The sequence below is a fragment of the Enterococcus sp. AZ095b genome (assembly GCF_051714725.1).
GTDB classification, from domain to species: domain Bacteria; phylum Bacillota; class Bacilli; order Lactobacillales; family Enterococcaceae; genus Enterococcus_B; species Enterococcus_B pernyi.
On sequence record NZ_JBIOSL010000001.1, the window covers coordinates 795,001 to 810,706 of the forward strand.

12 protein-coding genes, 1 tRNA gene and 1 other annotated feature are annotated in these 15,706 nt (G+C 39.0%); of the genes, 12 read left to right on the forward strand and 1 reads right to left on the reverse strand.

Going from position 1 to position 15,706, the window contains the following annotated elements; genetic code table 11:
• Positions 1–146: 146 nt before the first annotated feature.
• From IGJ99_RS03775 to IGJ99_RS03790, 4 genes are all read left to right on the forward strand, one after another.
• Positions 147–220 (forward strand) — tRNA-Asn (locus IGJ99_RS03775).
• Between the two features lie 164 nt (positions 221–384).
• Positions 385–1,713 carry an aminopeptidase C gene (locus IGJ99_RS03780; RefSeq protein WP_023519252.1) on the forward strand — a complete coding sequence of 443 codons (1,329 nt, stop codon included), beginning with the start codon at positions 385–387 and terminating at the stop codon, positions 1,711–1,713.
• A 181-nt stretch (positions 1,714–1,894) separates the two neighbouring features.
• On the forward strand, positions 1,895–2,728 hold the full coding sequence (locus tag IGJ99_RS03785; RefSeq protein WP_023519253.1) for a fructosamine kinase family protein: 834 nt from the start codon (positions 1,895–1,897) through the stop codon (positions 2,726–2,728).
• Positions 2,729–2,742: 14 nt separating this feature from the next.
• Positions 2,743–3,492 (forward strand): acyl-ACP thioesterase domain-containing protein, encoded by a 750-nt coding sequence (locus IGJ99_RS03790; protein ID WP_010736089.1) that lies wholly within the window; start codon positions 2,743–2,745, stop codon positions 3,490–3,492.
• A 204-nt stretch (positions 3,493–3,696) separates the two neighbouring features.
• On the opposite strand, the gene IGJ99_RS03795 is transcribed toward IGJ99_RS03790, so the two are convergent.
• Positions 3,697–4,665, reverse strand: a complete 969-nt coding sequence (locus tag IGJ99_RS03795) for an asparaginase (protein WP_010736088.1) — start codon at positions 4,663–4,665, stop codon at positions 3,697–3,699.
• Between the two features lie 143 nt (positions 4,666–4,808).
• On the opposite strand from IGJ99_RS03795, the gene IGJ99_RS03800 reads away from it, so the two are divergent.
• The 8 genes from IGJ99_RS03800 to IGJ99_RS03835 all read left to right on the forward strand — a co-directional run bounded on the left by IGJ99_RS03800 (position 4,809) and on the right by IGJ99_RS03835 (position 15,607).
• Positions 4,809–5,642 (forward strand): DUF72 domain-containing protein, encoded by an 834-nt coding sequence (locus IGJ99_RS03800; RefSeq protein WP_023519255.1) that lies wholly within the window; start codon positions 4,809–4,811, stop codon positions 5,640–5,642.
• Between the two features lie 120 nt (positions 5,643–5,762).
• A complete protein-coding gene (locus IGJ99_RS03805; protein WP_438770627.1) occupies positions 5,763–6,602 on the forward strand; it encodes a Cof-type HAD-IIB family hydrolase in 840 nt (279 codons plus the stop codon).
• A gap of 31 nt (positions 6,603–6,633) precedes the next feature.
• Positions 6,634–7,188, forward strand: a complete 555-nt coding sequence (locus IGJ99_RS03810) for an HAD family hydrolase (RefSeq protein ID WP_062805564.1) — start codon at positions 6,634–6,636, stop codon at positions 7,186–7,188.
• A gap of 203 nt (positions 7,189–7,391) precedes the next feature.
• The gene (locus tag IGJ99_RS03815) at positions 7,392–9,113 is read left to right on the forward strand and encodes a septation ring formation regulator EzrA (RefSeq protein WP_023519257.1); all 1,722 of its coding nucleotides are present in this window, start codon (positions 7,392–7,394) and stop codon (positions 9,111–9,113) included.
• 198 nt (positions 9,114–9,311) lie between these two features.
• Positions 9,312–10,454: a cysteine desulfurase family protein gene (locus IGJ99_RS03820; protein WP_375152134.1), complete on the forward strand. Its 1,143-nt coding sequence runs from the start codon at positions 9,312–9,314 to the stop codon at positions 10,452–10,454.
• A gap of 19 nt (positions 10,455–10,473) precedes the next feature.
• Positions 10,474–11,685, forward strand: coding sequence for a tRNA uracil 4-sulfurtransferase ThiI (thiI, locus tag IGJ99_RS03825; RefSeq protein ID WP_010736082.1), 1,212 nt, complete (start codon positions 10,474–10,476; stop codon positions 11,683–11,685).
• 259 nt (positions 11,686–11,944) lie between these two features.
• Positions 11,945–12,598 carry a redox-sensing transcriptional repressor Rex gene (locus IGJ99_RS03830; protein ID WP_010736081.1) on the forward strand — a complete coding sequence of 218 codons (654 nt, stop codon included), beginning with the start codon at positions 11,945–11,947 and terminating at the stop codon, positions 12,596–12,598.
• Positions 12,599–12,701: 103 nt separating this feature from the next.
• Positions 12,702–12,914, forward strand: a binding site (T-box leader).
• A 47-nt stretch (positions 12,915–12,961) separates the two neighbouring features.
• Positions 12,962–15,607 carry a valine--tRNA ligase gene (locus IGJ99_RS03835; RefSeq protein ID WP_438770628.1) on the forward strand — a complete coding sequence of 882 codons (2,646 nt, stop codon included), beginning with the start codon at positions 12,962–12,964 and terminating at the stop codon, positions 15,605–15,607.
• Positions 15,608–15,706: the final 99 nt, after the last annotated feature.

Genomic DNA, 15,706 nt, shown 5'->3' on the forward strand with positions numbered 1-15,706 from the left:
TCTCTATGAACAGACGACCTTTAAAAGAAATTGAGTTGTTTTTCACAAATATAAAATAACGATGGTTAATTAGTGATTATTTGAAAAATTGAAAAAAAGTATTGCGTTATATGATGAAAATTGATATTATATTTATGTAATTTGATTCCGGCATAGCTCAGTTGGTAGTAGCGCATGACTGTTAATCATGATGTCGTAGGTTCGAGTCCTACTGCCGGAGTAATACAAAAAGTCTAGGAGAGTTCTCCTAGACTTTTTTTGTTTTTCAATGGAAATACGCAGATTGAATCGCATGATTGTTCTGAATTTTCAGAATAGCACGTTGTAATTCAAAGGGTTAAAGAGTAAAATGGAGATATATTTTCAATCGGGAAGGATGATTAAATGAACGCAATTACACCAGATATGACAAAAAAATTTGCCGATCAATTTCAAACGAATAAAAAGCAACAAGCCTTACAAAATGCTGTTGTAAAGAATGGGATCACAGCTTCAGCAGAAAATATTGCTTCACATACAAAAAACACCCCGGTATTTTCTGTAGATCTAGCGACTGGAAAAGTCTCAAACCAAAAACAATCTGGCCGTTGCTGGATGTTTGCGGCGTTGAATACATTCCGTCACAAATTGTTGAATCAATTCCACTTAAAGGAATTTGAATTATCACAAAATTATACTTTCTTTTGGGATAAATACGAGAAAGCAAACTATTTTTATGAAAATATTCTTGCAACTGGTAATGAAGCATTAGACAGTCGTAAAGTCGCTTTTTTACTGGCTGTTCCCCAACAAGATGGTGGACAATGGGATATGATCGTATCATTATTCCAAAAATATGGTGTCGTACCAAAATCAGTGATGCCAGAAAGCGCGAATAGCTCAAATTCTCGTGATTTGAATAACTACTTAAATAAATTATTGCGTAAAGACGCCGTTAAACTACGTCAATTAGTGGCAGAAGGAAAAACAAATGAAGAGATCCAAGTAGAAAAAGAAAAGATGTTAGCTGGGATCTATCAATTTCTAACAACTTCTTTAGGTACGCCACCAACTGAATTTGATTTTGAGTATCGAGATGAAGAAAAAAATTACCATATCGATCAACAATTGACTCCACAAATGTTTTACGATAAATATATAGGTGTAAATTTGGATGATTATGTAAGTATCATCAATGCACCGACCGCAGACAAACCGTATGATCGCTCTTATACGGTTGAAATGTTAGGGAATGTTGTGGGAGGAAAAGAAGTCAAATATCTTAATGTCGATATGACAACGTTCAAAAATTTAGCGATTGCTCAATTGGAACAAGGAGAATCTGTGTGGTTTGGGTGTGATGTTGGTCAATCTTCTACAAGAGATAGCGGCATCATGGCAACAGACGTTTATGAGATGGATGAATTATTTGATTTAGATTTTTCTATGACGAAAGCGGAGCGTTTGGATCATGGCGAAAGTTTGATGACTCACGCGATGGTCTTGACTGGTGTCGATTTAGTTGATGGAAAATCAACGAAATGGAAAGTCGAAAATAGCTGGGGAGAAAAAGTCGGAGATAAAGGATTCTTTGTGATGAGTGACGAGTGGATGGATGAATATACGTATCAAATCGTTGTCCGCAAAGATTTATTGACGGAAGAACAGCTAGCCGCATTTAATGCTGAACCAATTTTATTAGCTCCTTGGGACCCAATGGGGGCATTAGCTTAATTTCAATATCAATCAAAACAGATACAGAGACTTGATAGTTTTCTGTATCTGTTTTTTGTTGATTTCTTGATTTCAGGATTTTATAAATACCTGTGTTATACTTTAAAATGATATAGGAGTTGTTGCGGGCGTACTTGATCGATTAATCATCGATCTTGTGAAATAGCAAGGAGGAGTGAAAATGGATATCCAAGAAGTGTTAACAGAGATTCGTTTGAGTGGTAAAGTGATACCGATTACTGGGGGAGATGTGAATCAAAACTATCGAATTGATGAACAGCAAAAATCCTATTTTCTAAAAATCCATCCTCATGTGACCAAACGCTTTTTTGAAGCAGAAGTGGATGGTCTGAAAGAGCTTGCACCACATGTACGAGTACCTGAAACTTATATGTTAGGCGAAACAAATGAAGGTGCCTATCTATTGATGGAATGGATCGAACCAGGGAAAGGTGATCCTCGAGAACTGGCAAAAGACTTAGTAAAAATCCATCGTTCAACTGCACCACAGTTTGGTTTTCGCAAGGACAATTATCTAGGGAGTTTATCACAGCTCAATACATTTGAAGAAGATTGGTGGACCTTCTTTTTCAAAAATCGCTTGGAGGCTCAAATCGACATAGCGGAGAAAAACAATCGATGGAATGAAACACGTGAAAAAGAGTATCAACGGTTAAAAAAAGAACTACTAAATCGTGACGATCATCGGAAGATTACGCCTAGCCTCTTGCATGGAGATTTATGGAGTGGTAATGTTTTCTATGATAAGCAAGGAAGACCAGTGTTTATCGATCCAGCAGTTTCTTATGGGAATCGCGAGCAAGATATTGCGATGAGTCAGTTGTTCGGTGGCTTTCGTCCTGAATTCCTGGAAGCTTACCAAGAAAGCTGGCCATTGGAAGAGGGCTGGGAGAGTCGTTTGCCACTCTATCAACTCTATTACTTGTTGGCGCATCTCAATATGTTTGGAGAGAGTTATGGGACACAGGTCGATCATATATTAATGAAGAAGTAATTGGAGGTTTTCTTTTGGCACAAAAATATACAAAAAAACATGAAGTATCTTATTATGAATGTGATATCAACAAAACAATGACTTTTCCGTCCATGCTGGGTGTGGTCATCAAGACTTCGGAAGAACAAAGTGATCATTTAGGCCGAGGAACCGACTTTGTCAGTAGCTTTGGCTTGACTTGGGTAATCACGAACTATTCGATGAACATCAATCGCTTGCCTCATGTCGGTGAAAAAATCGATGTTACCACACAAGCGATGCAGTATAATAAATTCTTTTGTTATCGTAATTTTTGGATTCATGATGAGGAAGGAAATGAATTAGTTGAAATCGAATCAGTATTTGTTTTGATGGATCTAGTGAACCGTAAGATGAGTAGTGTGAATGAAGAAATCATTGCACCTTTTGAAAGTGAAAAAATCAAGAAAATCAAACGACAAGAAAAAATCGAGCCAATCGAATCAGGCTTGATGTTGCCATATCGTGTGCGATTTTATGATATTGACAGCAATCAACATGTGAACAATGCGATGTACTTCAACTGGATCATTGATGTTTTAGGTTACGATTTTTTGACAACACATACACCTAAACATGTGTTGATCCGTTTTGATAAAGAAGTTGAATATGGCAATGAGATCGAGAGTCATTATGAACAAACGGTGTCTGGAACAGAGGTAAAAACGAGACATGAGATCAGAATGCAAGAGCAACTTTATTGTGCAGCGAATATCTTATGGGAGAAAAATGAAGAAACAAAATAAATCGAGTGAGATAAGATTGTGAGATATTTTGCTTCGATAAATAAGCGCGAAAAACCGAAAATTGTTCTTCCAATTTTTGGTTTTTTCGCGCTTAGTTCCAAAGGAGTTTCATTTGGAACTCCGTTTAACAATGATGTGATTGTAGCGTCTATTGAGTTTTCCATATGAAGAGGCGAGCAAGCCCTGTATTACTCAATTTGATTTCTATTGTGTCATAAATTTGATCAACTGTTCTTCTGACAAGCCACCGTTAATGGCAATCAAAAGTTTTATTCTAGCTTTTTGGCTATTGATACTATTACAAAAAATAACGCCCATACTTGCGAGTTCTTTTCCGCCACCTTCGTAATCATAGACGGGTTCAGCGATTCCGTTGAAACAACGAGAAACCAAGACTACTGGTATTTTTTGTATCAAGAGTTTCTTTAATGCTGTTAATGCCTGCGGAGGCAGGTTCCCAGCGCCTAAAGCTTCAATGACCAGACCGTCGACTTTCGAATGGGCAAGTGCTTCTAATAAATCACCTTGCATACCCGCATAGGCTTTGACGATTGGGATCGTTCCTTTGACTGATGCGATATCTAGTCTTTGCGCTTCAAGTAATTCTTGCATAAACAATATACGATTTTTAGTGATCAAACCGATTGGTCCTAACGTAGGAGTACGAAAAGTAGCAACATTAGTCGTGTGGGTTTTAGTGACATAGCGTGCTGAGTGGATCTCATCGTTCATCACGACCAAAACACCTTTGTCTTTTGCTTCATCACAACTTGCTACCCGAATCGCACTTTCAAAATTATATAGACCATCGCTACCTAACTCATTACTTGAACGCATCGCTCCTGTTAAGACGATCGGTAATTTATCACCAATCGTTGAGTCTAGAAAAAATGCTGTTTCTTCCAACGTATCTGTCCCATGCGTGATCACGACACCTTGGATGTCAGAAAGAACGGCTTGATTGATTCTTTCTTTAAGTTGTAACATATGTTTAGGCATGATGTGCGGGGAAGGAAGATTAAAGATATCTTCCATGATCAAATCAACATTTTCTGGAATCGTTACTTCTGCATCTAATAGTGGGTTAGCCACATCTGGACTCACACCACCTGTTAAAGAATTTTCTTTCATGGCGATTGTGCCGCCTGTGTGTAAGATAAGAATTTTTTTCATTTTCAGAACTTCCTCACGAATAATTTTGCATAGGGTTTCTAGCTTATTGTATACTATATAAAAGAGTTTTGCTATGAATGAATCAAACAGAACAATTTGGGAACAAAGATAAAATGAATTTAAACGAATGGAAGTGATTCGTCGTGATCAAAATTGGCTTGACTTCATTTAAAGAACATGAAAAATTAACAGGAAAAAAGAATAATACTCTTTACGATTATGCGAGTGTCCTTTCATTAGTCGAATTAGATACCGCCTATTATGGTATACCAAGAAAGTCATCTGTGGAGAAGTGGGTGAATGAAGTACCAGCATCTTTTCGCTTCGTGATGAAAGCTTACCAAGGAATCAGTGGTCAAGGCGACTGGCAGAAGTATTATCAATCCGAAGAAGAGATGATTGAACGCTTTTTAGATGTGATGGCACCGATGAGCGAGTCAGGTAAACTCTTTTGTTTTTTAGTTCAATTCCCTGCTTCATTTAAATGCACCAAAGAAAATGTTGCCTATTTAAGAAAACTAAGAAAATGGTTCAATGGCTATCCGGTAGCTATTGAGTTACGTGACTATTCTTGGTACAGCGACCAATTTCTGTCACGCACGAGACAGTTTATGACTCGTGCAATGTTTTCCTTAGCAATCATTGATGAACCACAATTATTGAATACGACGATTCCTTTCGATCCTTATGTGACAAATACGGATTTTACCCTTTTCCGTTTTCATGGAAGAAATGAGCAAGGTTGGCAAGCAAATGATCAGGATTGGCGTAAAAAAAGAACGTTGTATCGCTATTCTGAAGAAGAATTACAGGAATTAGCAGCAGCCATCAAAAAAGTAGACGGTGCAACAAAACATGTTGGGGTGATCTTCAATAATAACTCTGGTGGAGATGCGGCTGAAAATGCTTTGGCATTACAAAAAATCTTAGGGATCGAACCAGATGAGCTTAACCCAAAACAAATCGATTTGTTTTGAAGACCTGGCTTTTGTAACCACTCTATATAAAAAGTAGCAAGCACGCCTTACCAATAAGAAATGAAACTGTTCAACTAGAAATTTTTACTAAATAATAATCGGAAGAGGTGATGGAACGACATGATCAAAGCAGTTTTTTTTGATATCGATGGCACATTAGTCAACAACCAAGCAATAGCGTTGGCTTCAACTAAATATGCGATTGATCAACTACAAAAAAAGGGCATATTATGCGGTGTTGCCACTGGGCGCAGCCCTGTAAGAATCAAAGAAGTGATCGATGAACTTGAACTAGACATGTTCGTCGTCTATAATGGTCAATTAGTCTTTGACCGTGATCAAACGATCGTCGACCATCCTTTTGATAAAACAGTATTAGCGGATATCGTCCACTTTTCGGATGCCCATCACCGACAAATCATTTTTGGTGGGCGAGATCAACTAGATGGTTCAACGACAATGATGCTAGGACAATCGATCATCATCAAAAAAATCGTCAATCACTTACCCAAAAAATTCCCTGTACGTCTATTGAAAAAAATCTTGCAAGTGTTCAGTCCCCATCGGCAACGAAAACGATATGAAACATTAGCGATCTTAAACGAGCCGATTTATCAATGTATTTTATTGAGCCAAATATCTGAGCAAGAAAAGCTTGACCAACGATTCCCAGAGTGTTCGTTCCAACGTTCCAATCCTTATACGGTCGATATTATTCCTAAAGGAGGGTCCAAATTGTTAGGAATCCAACAATTTGCGACAAATAAAGGAATTGCATTGTCCGAAATCATGGCGTTTGGCGATCATTACAATGATGTTGAAATGCTAAAAGGAGTTGGAATTGGTGTTGCAATGGGCAATGCGCCAACTGGTGTGAAGCAGCAAGCTGATTTTGTCACGGCTTCGAATGAAGCAGATGGTATTTATATAGGTTTGAAGCATTTTGGGATAGTTGATTGAATGTGTGTCAGTTAGGAGGACTAAAATCGTTATGGAGCCAGAAACACCTTATCAAAAAGTAGAACGATTCCATCGGACGTTCGATCCAAGAATACCAGAGCGACCCACTGCATTTACAAAAAAACATGCCGATGACCGAGCGGGTTTTAAAATCGAAGAGTTAGTTGAATTTGTGGCAGCAGCCAGTGACGGTGATGCAAAAAAATTGCATGATTCCGTCCAATATTTGCATGATGCACTTGATCAAGCAGAAAAAAAGATTCTCACAAAACAAAATTGGGGAGAGGAAAGTCTCGTTGAGCAAGTAGATGCGCTGACTGATTTGCTTTATTTTACGTATGGCTCTTTTTCTTTGCTGGGCGTTGATCCTACGAGGATTTTTGATATTGTCCATCAAGCGAATATGGGAAAACTGTTTCCAGATGGAAAACCTCACTACGATCCTGTTACAAACAAAGTATTGAAGCCAGACAATTGGCAAAAGGATTATGCACCTGAAGAAAGGATCGCAAAGGAAATCAATGAACAAATGAAGAAGGCAGAGCGAGTAAAGTTTGCCGAAGAAAATTCTTCAACGAGTCTTTGATAAGGTCTTCTCATTTTAGTTGGTAGAAAGATAGCAAAAAAGATTTTTTATGTAGGTAGTGTATGACTGAACATAGTATGTTATAATATAAAATAGATGTCTTTTTGCACGAAAGACGTATTTACAATGTTATGCAAATCAGATTCGTCTGATCACAAACAAATAGAGACAGTAGATGCATATTGAAAACGGAGGAACCTTAAATGGGAAATAATGTTATCATCGGGATCGTCATTGCAATCATTATAGTCGCCATTCTGGCTTTTTTGGTTAGTTACGTAATGAAGAAAAAAAACCAAGATCGATTGGACGTCTTAGAAAAACGCAAGGAAGAATTATTCGACTTGCCTGTGATTGAAGAAGTTGACGATGTCAAAAAAATGCATCTAGTGGGGCAAAGCCAAAATACCTTTCGTGAATGGAGTCAAAAATGGAATGACATCTCTACCTCATCATTTGCCGAGTTAGAAAGTCAGATCTTTGAAGTTGAAAATCTCAACGAGAGCTTTAGATTCTTAAAAGGGAAAAAAGCAGTAGAAGAAGCCGAAGCAACCATGAACCAAATGGAAAAAGAAGTTGCGGAGATTCGTGACGGCTTAAAAGAATTGCGTGAAACAGAAGAACGTAATTCCTTAGCTGTTCAACAAGCTTTAGACGTTTATGAGGAACTAAAAGCAACGATCCGAGAAGAAGAACAGCAATACGGTCCAGCTTTACCTGAGTTACAGAAGCAAGTGAAAACGATTGAAAATGAGTTTACACAATTTGTTACGTTAAATACTTCAGGTGATCCAGTTGAAGCCCGTGAAGTGCTGGATAAAGCGGAAAAACACACGTATGAAGTGGATGCGTTAATGAAAAAAATCCCGCCATTATTTGAAGATTTGAATACGACTTTCCCGGCGCAAGTGGAAGAGATTCAAGAGACCTATGACCGCTTAATCAAAGAGGAGTATGTTTTTCCAGAAGAAAGCCTGTCTGGCGATATCGAAACGATCAATCGTCGAATCGAACGTTCGTTGATCAATATTGAGAAAACGGAAGTTGAAACTGTTGAATTTGAAAATCGTGAAACGGCTAATCTGATCGATGCATTATACGATATTTTAGAACGTGAGATGGAAGCACAAGTATTTGTGACTAAAAATCAAGCAACGATCGAACAATATATCAAACATGCGACGAAAAACAATCGTCAATTATTGATCGAATTAGATCATACCGCTCAAAGTTATACATTGAACCATAACGAAATCGGGCGTGTACGTGGTTTTCAAACAGAAGTGGAAGAAATCGAACGTCAAAACGAACAAATCAAACCACAGTTACAACAACATGAAGTGCCTTACTCAGAAGTAAGAACGTTCTATAAGAAAGTCTTCAAAGTATTAGAAGATATTGAAAACCAACAGGTTGAAATCAGCGATTCTTTACACGAACTAAGAAAAGGTGAAAAAGAAGCGCAAGAAAAAATCGACACATTCGAATTTAAATTGCGCAGTCTTAAACGGTTTGTTGAAAAACAACGTTTACCAGGTTTGCCAAATGATTATCTAGAGTTTTTCTTTGTGGCAACAGAACGTATCGAAGAATTGAGTACTGTGTTGAATAAAATCAGAGTCAACATGGATGAGGTCGAACGTCTTGTAGCATTATGTGAAGAAGATCTAGAGTTACTCGATAAGAAAACCCACGATCTAGTGGATGCAGCAGCATTAACCGAACAAATGTTGCAATATGCGAACCGTTACCGTCACACACATGAAGAAGTGAAAGAAGCCATTGAAAAGAGTTATTACTTATTCAATAAAGAATATCACTATCAAGAGGCTTTGGATGAGATCGGCACAGCATTAGAGCGCACAGAACCAGGTGCATTCAAACGAATCGAAGATTTTTACTTCAATCATCCTGATTTAGTATAATCCTGCGATCAAAAAAGACAACACAGGCAAGTGCCGAGTGTTGTCTTTTTTTGGAAGTCATTGATGAGTAACTGTTGGGCAGGGAATACATTGATTCGAGCGATTTTTTATAGAGTCCAACTCGGAGAAAACGCCACTTGAAAGCACAAGGGACAACCGTTATAATAGGTAAGAATTTCAAAAAAAGAAGGTTTAAATATGATATATTTCGATAATAGTGCGACAACACCGATCTATCCGCAAAGTTTGGATACGTATGTCAAAACAAGTCAACGGATCATCGGGAATCCATCAAGTCTACACGATTTAGGCAATCAGGCGAACCGTCTGCTACAACAAGCGAGAAAACAAATCGCTGAACTGATTGCTGTGTCTGCGGAAGAAGTGTATTTCACGTCAGGTGGAACAGAAGGAAATAACTGGGTGCTTAAAGGAACGATGCTTGAAAAACTAGGTTACGGTAACCACATGATCATATCAGGCGTTGAACATCCTGCTGTCAGTGAAACAGCTGAGCAGTTAAAAAAACTCGGTATCGAAGTGAGTATTGCTCCTGTCGATAAAAGAGGGATCGTCCGCGTAGATGAGTTGAAAAAATTAGTACGTAAAGAAACAATTTTGGTTTCCGTTATGGCAGTGAATAATGAAGTAGGTGCGATTCAACCAATCAAAGAAATCAGTAGTTTTTTAAATGATTTTCCTAAAATCCATTTCCATGTGGATGCGGTACAAGCGATTGGTAAAGTTCCTTTAGAGGAATGGTTGACAGAACGTGTGGATTTTGCCACTTTTTCTGCCCATAAATTCCACGGGCCTCGTGGTGTTGGTTTTGTTTATTGGAAAAAAGGCCGACGTTTAGCACCGCTGTTCACTGGAGGCGGACAAGAGAAAAATCAACGGAGTGGAACAGAGAATGTGCCGGGGATCGTCGCGATGGCAAAAGCGCTGCGTTTATCTCTAGATATTAAAGCACAAAAACCAAACCAAACTGCCTATCTTAAACAAGCATTGATTGAAGCTTTACATACGTATGATAAAGTAACGATTTTTTCTGAAGGTGAAGATTACGCACCCCATATTTTGTGCTTTTCATTAAAAGGTATTCGTGGTGAGGTATTGGTCCATGCATTAGAAGAAAAACAAATATTTGTCTCTACGACAAGCGCTTGTTCTTCTAGAAAGCACATGGCAAGTAGTACGCTGCATGCGATGCAAGTACCCAATGATTTAGCTACTTCAGCGATTCGCGTCAGCTTAGATGAAAGCAATACGATGGCAGAAGTCGAACAATTCATGATCATCTTTAAACAGTTGTACAAGAAATTTTCAGTCATCAATTAAGAAACAGAGGAGTGTTTTTGTGAAGTACAGTGAAATCATGGTTCGCTATGGTGAACTTTCAACAAAAGGAAAAAATCGTCGAAGTTTTATTATGCAGTTGGCACAAAATGTCAGACAGGCATTGAGCGATTTTCCTGAAATCAAGATCCACGCAGAGCGTGATCGGATGCATCTACTGTTGAATGGTGTAGACGGAGACATAGTTATCCCTAAGTTAGCGAAGATATTTGGGATCCAAAACTTTTCACCTAGCGTACGAGTAGAAAAAGAAGTACAAAGTTTAAAACAAGCGGTTCAGGAAATCATGCAAGAAATCTATACAGGAAAAGAAACATTCAAGATCATTGCAAAACGTAGTGATCATAGCTTTGAATTGGACAGCAATGAACTAAACCAAGCATTAGGAAATGCAGTCATCGATGTTTTTCCGGATATCCAAGTACAAATGAGAAAGCCAGATATTGCGTTGCGTGTGGAAATCCGCCGCGATGGGGCTTATCTTTCCTATGAAACGATCAAAGGAGCTGGCGGTCTGCCTGTCGGTACAAGCGGAAAAGGTATGTTGATGCTTTCTGGAGGGATCGATTCTCCAGTTGCCGGTTATTATGCCATGAAACGTGGGGTAGAAATTGAAGCTGTCCACTTTGCTAGTCCACCTTACACGAGTGAACAAGCCTTGCAAAAAGCGAAAGACTTAACAGTGAAGCTGACACCCTATGTTGGTAAAATCGAATTTATCGAAGTACCGTTTACAGAAGTGCAAGAAGAGATCAAACGAGTGGTGCCCCAAGGCTACTGGATGACGATCACACGTCGGATGATGCTTCGTTTGACAGATGAGATCCGCCGTATTCGTCATGGACTAGTGATTTTAAATGGTGAATCATTAGGACAGGTGGCTTCCCAAACACTCCAAAGTATGGTGGCAATCAATGAGGTCACGAATACACCGATCATTCGTCCTGTAGCGACGATGGATAAATTAGAGATCATCGAAGTGGCTGAACAAATCGATACGTTTGATTTGTCCATTCAACCATTTGAAGACTGCTGCACGATTTTTGCACCGCCACAGCCTAAGACTCGTCCACGACTAGAAAAAGTGCATCAATACGAAGAACGTTTGGATATCGATGGGATGATCGAACGTGCTTTGGCAGGCTTAAAGATCGAAACGATCCACACAGAAACAGCAAAAGAACAAGTAGAAGAATTTTCTGATTTACTTTAAACGAAGGAACTTGTACTTCTTGTACGAGTCGATCACTCGTAATAAAAGATCCAGACTCAAGAAGTAGACACGTGAAAGAGGACGAGACAATTGTTTAGCCTCGAGAAATAAGGCGCCATCCACGAAAATTGTATGTCAAATTTTGTGGATGGTACCTTATTTTTCTTGTTTTTCATGGAGTTAAGTTTCCTCCTATTGCGAGGTTCCTTGTTCCATGCTAAACTAAAATTATGTGAAATGATTAACAAGGAGAAACGATATGCGAGAAAAATCAGAAACGTTACCCAAAGCAACAGCGAAACGGTTGCCTTTATATTTGCGCTATTTAAATATGTTGAATGATTCTGGTGTTCAACGAATCAAATCAAATGAATTTAGTGAGATCACACAAGTACCTTCTGCCACGATCCGCAGAGATTTTTCTCATTTAGGAGAATTAGGACGAAGCGGTTATGGGTACGATGTTCCCTATTTGATTGAAGTATTTGATCGAATTTTGAACACAGAGGAAGAAAAAAGAATCGCTTTAGTTGGTTTTGGGAATTTAGGAAAAGCATTGAAACACAACAATTTCAGAAGAAATGCAAATTTGAATATTGTTTGTGTATTTGACAATGATCCAGCCATCGTCGGAAAAGAAATCGAAGGTGTGATGGTTTATCCTATGGATCGCTTTAGTGAAATCGTTGAAAAAGAAGGAATCAAAGTGGCGATATCAACTGTTCCAAGTAAGTATTCACAAGCAGCCATCGACGAAATCGTCAAAGGAGGCATTACTGCGATCTTGAACTTTGCACCAGATCGTGTCAACGTTCCGCCACATGTCCATATGCAATACATCGATCTGACAACTGAACTACAGACGTTGATCTATTTTGATGAAAATTATTCGCAAGTCTTTCCTTCCAAGTAAAAACTAAGTGGGAAGATCGTGCAAAAGTGGCGTTTTTATGTGAATCGAACAGCGATTCATCAAGAGCTTTTATTGACTTTGGCTACTAACCATTGTAAAATGAGTCAAGATGTTGATCAAGAGGAGTAACTAGTCCGACGTTTAGAGAGAGAGAACGAATGGTGGAACGTTCTTAACGAAAGCTAGTGAAGGTAGCTTGGGAGTTTTTGTCTTGAATCGAGTAGAGATGAACGAGTAGTGATCGTTAACTCACTTTGAGAGGTAATAGGCAACTATTACAAATTAGGTGGTACCGCGTAATTTATACGTCCTAAATACGAAAGTATTTAGGGCGTTTTTTTTATTTCAAAGGAGGAAGACAGTATGACGGAAGAAAAGAATCTATCGACAAAGTATAATCCGCAAGAAGTTGAAGCGGGGCGTTATCAAAACTGGTTAGACGAAGATTTGTTCAAACCTAGTGGCGACAAAAAAGCAAAACCTTATTCAATCGTTATCCCACCTCCCAATGTGACTGGTAAACTCCATTTAGGTCATGCTTGGGATACAACATTGCAAGATATGTTGATTCGTCAAAAAAGAATGCAAGGCTATGATACGTTATGGTTACCAGGGATGGATCATGCAGGGATCGCAACACAAGCAAAAGTAGAAGAAAAATTACGTGAGCAAGGTGTTTCTCGTTATGATCTAGGTCGCGAAAAATTTATTGATCAAGTATGGGAATGGAAAGAAGAATATGCCGGTCATATCCGTGAACAATGGGCAAAAATGGGTTTATCTTTGGATTATAGCCGTGAACGCTTCACCTTAGATGATGGCTTGTCTGAAGCTGTTCGTAAAGTATTCGTTAGCCTATACGAAAAAGAGTTGATCTATCGTGGCGAATACATCATCAATTGGGACCCACAAGCACGCACAGCTCTTTCTGATATCGAAGTGATCCACAAAGAAATCGAAGGTGCCTTTTATCATATGAGCTATGAATTGGCTGATGGTTCAGGTGTGGTGGAAATCGCAACGACCCGTCCAGAAACGATGCTTGGTGATACGGCAATCGCTGTTCACCCAGAAGATGAGCGTTACCAAGCATTGATTGGTAAGAAAGTCATTTTACCACTAGTGAATAAAGAAATACCGATCATAGCAGATGAATATGTCGACATGGAATTTGGAACAGGGGTTGTAAAAATCACGCCCGCACATGACCCAAATGACTTTGAAGTCGGTAACCGTCATGACCTCCCACGAGTGAATGTCATGAATGAAGATGGCACGATGAATGAATTAGCAGGTAAGTATCAAGGAATGGACCGTTTTGCAGCACGTAAAGCGATCGTTGCGGATCTAAAAGAACTTGGTCGTCTGATCAAGATCGAAACGGTGATCCACAATGTAGGCCATTCTGAGCGTACAGGGGTAGTTGTTGAACCTCGTTTATCAACACAATGGTTTGTAAAAATGGCACCTTTAGCTGAAAAGGCGATCCAAAATCAAGAAACTGATGATGCAGTTGAGTTTTTCCCACCACGTTTCAACCAAACCTTCTTACGCTGGATGGAAAATGTTCATGACTGGGTAATCTCACGTCAACTATGGTGGGGACATCAGATCCCTGCGTGGTATCATAAGGAAACTGGTGAAATGTACGTGGGCATGGAAGCACCAGCAGACAGTGAAAACTGGTTACAAGATCCCGATGTGTTGGATACTTGGTTCAGTTCAGCGCTATGGCCTTTTTCAACAATGGGCTGGCCTGACGAAGACAATGAAGATTACCAACGTTACTTCCCAACAAGTACATTAGTAACAGGCTATGATATCATCTTTTTCTGGGTAAGCCGAATGATTTTCCAAAGCTTGGAATTTACAGAACGTCGTCCATTTGAGAATGTACTGATCCATGGATTGATTCGTGATGAACAAGGACGCAAGATGAGTAAATCTCTTGGAAATGGGATCGACCCAATGGAAGTCATTGAAAAATATGGTGCTGATGCGTTACGCTGGTTCTTATCTAATGGTTCAGCACCAGGACAAGACGTACGTTTTAGTTACGAAAAAATGGATGCTTCTTGGAACTTCATCAATAAAATCTGGAACGCATCTCGTTTCGTTATCATGAATGTTGAAGGGATGACCGTAGAAGATATTGATCTTTCAGGTGAGAAGACTGTAGCCGATCGTTGGATTTTGACACGTTTGAATGAAACAATCGCTAAAGTGACTGACTTATTTGAACAATTTGAATTTGGTGAGGCTGGTCGCCAATTGTATAACTTTATCTGGGATGATTTCTGTGACTGGTACATCGAGATGAGTAAAGAAACACTTTACGGTGAGGACGAAGTAGCGAAACAAACGAACCGTAGTATTCTTGTCCATACGTTGGATCAGATCTTACGCTTATTGCATCCGATCATGCCATTTGTTACAGAAGAAATCTGGCAACACATCCCTCATAAAGGAACATCTTTAGTAGTGGCTGATTATCCAGTCGTGCAACCGGAATACGATGATGAAGCTGCTTCAAAAGGGATGGAAGTACTGAAAGAATTGATTCGTTCTGTACGTAATATCCGTTCTGAAGTGAATACACCATTATCAAAACCAATCACGTTACTGATCAAAACAAATGATCCGAAGATCGATCAATTCTTAAATGAAAACACTAGCTATATCGAGCGCTTCTGTAATCCAGAAGAGTTGACGATCTCAAGTGACGTAACTGCACCGGATCTAGCAATGTCAGCGGTCTTGACTGGCGCGGAAATCTTCTTACCTTTAGAAGGGCTGATCAACATTGAAGAAGAAATCCAACGTTTAGAAAAAGAACTAGCAAAATGGACAGGCGAAGTGAAACGTGTACAAGGAAAATTAAGTAATGAGCGTTTTGTATCGAATGCACCGGATGATGTAGTTGAAGCAGAGCGTGCAAAAGAAAAAGATTATTCAGAAAAACAAGCAGCTGTCAATGAACGTATTGCGCAATTAAAATCAATCAAATAAAACGAAAGGGAGAGGTGACGGAAGTTGCCTCTCTTTTTTAAGTAAAAAGAGCTCTTCTGGATTTCATTGTTTCCTACGTAAGCTTTTTTGTTATAATGA

Coding starts and splice junctions, on each gene's coding strand:
- IGJ99_RS03780 (WP_023519252.1), top strand. CDS start 385: ATGAACGCAATTACACCAGATATGACAAAAAAATTTGCCGATCAATTT.
- IGJ99_RS03785 (WP_023519253.1), top strand. CDS start 1,895: ATGGATATCCAAGAAGTGTTAACAGAGATTCGTTTGAGTGGTAAAGTG.
- IGJ99_RS03795 (WP_010736088.1), bottom strand. CDS start 4,665: ATGAAAAAAATTCTTATCTTACACACAGGCGGCACAATCGCCATGAAA.
- IGJ99_RS03805 (WP_438770627.1), top strand. CDS start 5,763: ATGATCAAAGCAGTTTTTTTTGATATCGATGGCACATTAGTCAACAAC.
- IGJ99_RS03810 (WP_062805564.1), top strand. CDS start 6,634: ATGGAGCCAGAAACACCTTATCAAAAAGTAGAACGATTCCATCGGACG.
- IGJ99_RS03815 (WP_023519257.1), top strand. CDS start 7,392: ATGGGAAATAATGTTATCATCGGGATCGTCATTGCAATCATTATAGTC.
- IGJ99_RS03820 (WP_375152134.1), top strand. CDS start 9,312: ATGATATATTTCGATAATAGTGCGACAACACCGATCTATCCGCAAAGT.
- IGJ99_RS03830 (WP_010736081.1), top strand. CDS start 11,945: ATGCGAGAAAAATCAGAAACGTTACCCAAAGCAACAGCGAAACGGTTG.
- IGJ99_RS03835 (WP_438770628.1), top strand. CDS start 12,962: ATGACGGAAGAAAAGAATCTATCGACAAAGTATAATCCGCAAGAAGTT.